General features: G+C 42.2%; 3 protein-coding genes. 1 reads left to right on the top strand and 2 read right to left on the bottom strand.

The features are described from left to right. Positions 1–5: 5 nt before the first annotated feature. Both GNF10_RS35995 and GNF10_RS35990 read right to left on the bottom strand, forming a co-directional pair. The gene (locus GNF10_RS35995) at positions 6–1,535 is read right to left on the bottom strand and encodes a strawberry notch-like NTP hydrolase domain-containing protein (protein ID WP_185584706.1); all 1,530 of its coding nucleotides are present in this window, start codon (positions 1,533–1,535) and stop codon (positions 6–8) included. Between the two features lie 145 nt (positions 1,536–1,680). Beyond that, positions 1,681–2,127 carry a hypothetical protein gene (locus tag GNF10_RS35990; RefSeq protein WP_185584705.1) on the bottom strand — a complete coding sequence of 149 codons (447 nt, stop codon included), beginning with the start codon at positions 2,125–2,127 and terminating at the stop codon, positions 1,681–1,683. Between the two features lie 359 nt (positions 2,128–2,486). On the opposite strand from GNF10_RS35990, the gene GNF10_RS35985 reads away from it, so the two are divergent. Next, a partial coding sequence (locus tag GNF10_RS35985) for a sigma-70 family RNA polymerase sigma factor (RefSeq protein ID WP_185607443.1) occupies positions 2,487–3,286 on the top strand: 800 nt, incomplete at its 3' end.

Raw genomic sequence — 3,286 nt, 5'->3', positions numbered from 1 at the left:
AAAAGTTAGCGTAGGTAGGAAGCCAAAGTGATTTTTAATGGGTAGAAAACTTTAGAATTCTCCAGTAACCAGCCACGGCGAAATCTAACGGCGTTTTCTTCGCCCTGAGCCGCAACAGTCACGTTATCCCACGAATCATCCACAATATAAGACCCAGACAGAAATTCACAATGCGCTTGACCTGCGTAAATAACGCTTTCAAGTTGTGCCTCTGACAACAAGCCTTGTGTGATAATGTTGCTAGGAAGATGCGGTTTATAAGTTGGTGCTGGTGGTGACACAAGTGCTAGGGCTGCACTTTCGCAAAGCAGCGAGGGATGAGGTAAAGCGTCCTTTATTCGGATTCGCTGTGGGCGATAGGTTTCGTATAGGGTATCTTTCAATCCCTCACTAGCCGTCCACTCGATAACCTCATATTCCAGCACTATTAGGTCGTCTGGAAGAGAGGAAACTGTTTCTGGTTGTACAACTGTAGTACGTTTTGGCAATTGAACAACAATTGCCTTCGCAGCAGCTTTGACTTTTTCTGAGCGTTCCCACGAAGACCTCTGTGGCAACTGCTCAATTAATGCCAGTATTTCAGGCAGATCCAAAGTTTCAGTAATACAAGGGATTTCGCTGGAGTCAGCCGGAACTTTGTCGATCACTGTAATCCGAGTGTCGATAGTTGTCCCATGTTTTGAGTAAACCTTGCCGTTAACCCCGACTGACATTAAAACTCGTGCTTCCGAGTGCCACCTAACGAAAGTCTCGCGCCAAGTGGGATTATTGGGAGAAAACCAGTTAGCAGTAATTGTTACCAGCCGTCCACCGTCAGCCAGTCTTTGCAATGCCGAGTTGATATGCCTTTTTGTTGCGTCGGGATTGCGACTGTTGATTTTGGGAGATGCGGAGAAAGGCGGATTCATCAGCACAACTGAGGGCTGAGTCTTGCCAGCTAAATAATCGTTGATTTGTTCGGCGTTGATCCCAAATAATGGCGTGCCAGGGAATAGCCGTCGCAGAATCTTCGATCTATCGGGTGCAAGCTCGTTGAGCATCAGACTTGCACCCCTAAGTTTAGCCATTTGTGCCAATAGACCAGTTCCGGCAGATGGCTCCAGCACCAAATCAGTAGCTTGTACAAATCCTGCTTTGGCTACCAGATAAGCAAGCGGCAAAGGTGTGGAGAATTGCTGAAGCTGTACTGACTCTTCACTGCGGCGAGTATGCGTCGGACAGAGGGCTACTAACTTCTGCAATTCCAATAATACTGTTAGCGGCGACTCTAATAAAAGTTTATAACCTTTTTGACGCAGATATAAAATTTGCGCCACTTCCACAGCTTCGTAAGCATCTTTCCACTGCCATGCACCAGACGCGGCAGTGCCTAGAAAGTAGCGATTCATCTGGGAAGAAACAGTTTTCGTAGAGAGAGGGCGATTATCTGTTAAAACTTTTGCAAGCTCTTGGGCAACATTAATAACTGACTGCCCATAATCGATTACTGTTTGCAAATCGAATAAAGAACCTTGAGTGAAAAGTTGCTGTACCATTGCATCACTCACAATATTATTTTTTCACTATTGCTATGGCGAAGCCTTTCTCTTATTAATAAATGAGGCAAGTAATTGCCTCATTTGAACTTTTGAACCTTCCAAGATTTATTCTTAGGTGATCAGCCGAGGCTTAAAAAGCGAATTAGCCAGCTTTACGCGGTCTACCTGGCTTGCGCTTGCCTAAAGAATTTACATCAGCCTTTTTAGTTTTCGGTGACTTGTTGGCAGAATTGTTAGCTTTATTGGAACGAGTAGTACGTTTTGGTTGTGGTGAAATTTCTTTAACTGGAGGCAGCAATCTCAATGTAGGGAATGAGAGAATAACTGCTTCGTTACTGGTACGATGAACAGCTTCATCCTCTAGTGTCCAAGGATCTGGCAACTTTTCAAAAGTCCGAGCTTGTGGTGTGATTACTTCTGATACTGATGGAATTGTAGAAGCGCCTATATTTTTATTTCTAACCGAAACCACATTACTAATGTAAGCAGCCGATACAAATAGTCCGTTAATGAACTGGAACATAACGAGAGTCACAAATGCCCAAAAAATGACTACGATTGCCAAGGTGAGTAGAGATTGCATATCCATGATTATTCCTCAACTAAGTAATTGTATTTTTCAATTGATTTACGCAAAGCGTTCTTAAGCCTTGTTCAAATGTGAAGCGAATTTGAACATCTCCTCTCTTCAAAAGAGGACTTCACTCTAAAATTAGCGTAGCGTTTCTCTAATTTAATTTAGCTAAATTTCTTTGTTTTTTTAAAGCTTGGTTATAAAATAAAGCAGATTTTAGTGTTTACCTATTTGAAGATTTCAAGTATTATAGTTATAAACTTGTTTCCCAAAGATAAACATTGGGGTTAAGATTTAATTTGCTAGCTAACCCTTGAAATAAAAATTTCTATTCAAACGAAAAATAAAAGTAGTCGTTACAATTAATTGAAAGTATGCCCAGCCCAACTACTGACTTAGTTCGCTCCTACCTCAAAGAAATCGGACGCTACCCTCTGCTAACTCCTGAGCAAGAAATTACAAATGCTAGGCTTGTGCAGCAGATGATAACGATTGAGCAGCAACAGCAAGCGATCGCACTTCAACTAAACCGAGAACCAACTGCAAGAGAATTAGCTATCTCGTTTGGGCAAAGCGAAGCTGAAGTAGAGTCAATCGTTCAACAAGGCCAAAAGGCTAAACAGAAAATGATGACAGCGAACCTGCGGCTAGTGGTTTCTATTGCTAAGAAATACCAGAACCACAATTTAGAATTCCTCGATTTAATTCAGGAAGGTACACTAGGTTTGCAAAAAGGGGTAGAGAAGTTCGACCCTAACAAAGGCTACAAACTATCAACCTATGCTTATTGGTGGATTCGTCAGGAAATCACACGTGCAATTGCAGAAAAATCTCGTACTATTCGATTGCCAACTCACCTAACGGAAAGACTTAATAAAATTAAAAAAGTACAGCGAGAAAGCTTTCAAAAGCTTGGTCGCTATGCTACTGTCACCGAAATTGCTGAAGAATTAAATTTAAAGCCTAACCAGGTTCGAGAATATCTCAGTGTCTCGAAGCAGCCAGTTTCTCTGGATTTGCGTGTGGGAGACAATCAAGACACCGAGCTATTGGATATCTTACCTGATGAGAGCATTTCCTCAGACGAACGGCTCACCAAGGAACTGTTGCACCTCGATTTAAATAATCTGCTGGCATCCCTGCCCCCTATACAACGCGAAATACTAATTCTACG

The organism is Nostoc sp. UCD121 (assembly GCF_014222285.1).
GTDB lineage: Bacteria > Cyanobacteriota > Cyanobacteriia > Cyanobacteriales > Nostocaceae > Nostoc.
The sequence above is the reverse complement of the archived record's forward strand: the minus strand, read 5'-3'. Positions and strand labels throughout refer to the sequence as shown.

Excerpts from the sequence above, each read along its gene's own strand:
- GNF10_RS35990 (WP_185584705.1), bottom strand. The coding sequence starts at position 2,127 with ATGGATATGCAATCTCTACTCACCTTGGCAATCGTAGTCATTTTTTGG.
- GNF10_RS35995 (WP_185584706.1), bottom strand. The coding sequence starts at position 1,535 with ATGGTACAGCAACTTTTCACTCAAGGTTCTTTATTCGATTTGCAAACA.